The organism is Rhizobium sp. rho-13.1, from assembly GCF_007000305.1.
Taxonomy (GTDB): domain Bacteria; phylum Pseudomonadota; class Alphaproteobacteria; order Rhizobiales; family Rhizobiaceae; genus Rhizobium; species Rhizobium rhododendri.
In genome coordinates, this window is record NZ_SCFL01000078.1 from 1 (window position 1) to 897 (window position 897).

Annotated in this window: 1 protein-coding gene; it reads right to left on the bottom strand. The window is 52.6% G+C overall.

Going from position 1 to position 897, the window contains the following annotated elements; translation table 11 throughout:
• A partial coding sequence (locus tag EQW76_RS28700; protein WP_348539990.1) for a HEPN domain-containing protein occupies nucleotides 1–897 on the bottom strand: 897 nt, incomplete at both ends.

Genomic DNA, 897 nt, shown 5'->3' on the forward strand with positions numbered 1-897 from the left:
AGTTGCTTGATGTGGTCGACAAGCCAATCGAGTTCTTCCTTGGTGATTTCGTAGTGAGCCGAATAACGGGCATCCACATAGGCACGATCAAGCCTTGTGAATGATCGCGTCGCAAACTTTGTGTCACGTGCCCACGCCTCAATTAAGCGTTGATCGACGCGCTCGGCATGGGTTCTGAGCATGTTAAGGCGGTGCGATTTCGGGCTGTAAAGCGTCAGTACGAGAAGCGCGCAGTGATAAAAGCGTTCGGTCGCCTGATGCAAATTGAACGCGGCAAGCTTGAAATTTTTCCGGCTGAGACAAAACTCCGCTATTGCGATAAATTCTACTGCATCCGGAAACCACTGATCGAAATGCCGCTGCGCCTCTTGCCGCTCAGCTTCTGGCGCCAGTGACTTGGGCTCGGTTAGCGGATGCCCCGGGGCTTCGTATAGCATGATGCCATCACGGGCGATGTCGACAAAGAAGGGCAGGCCGCGGGCAAGTTTATCATTCACGTCCGGCAAGCTATGAACGATGACTTTAGCCGGCGTCTGGAGGCGCTGTGTGACGGTAAATTCCTGTGTGAGGTGTTCGTCTATCTTAAGCCAGACTTCGTTTTCCTCAGCAAATCTGTTGGTGTTGACGATGGCCAGAAGGTCGTAGTCGGAGCGATAACCACTGTCGTGGTCTTCGACCCAGTCACCACGAGCGTAGGAGCCAAACAGGATCAACTTCAGGATCCGTCCAGCCCGAGCTTTTTCGGAAAGCTTGGTCTTCTGGGCGTCCTCGAACTCCTCAAATATGATCTTCACGACCTGAGACAGCTCGCGGCGTTTTCTGTCGGGGAGATGATCAAGTTGCTCGGGGAAGATCAAAAAAATGGCCTCATGAAATTTTCTTTGGACGTCGCACTTA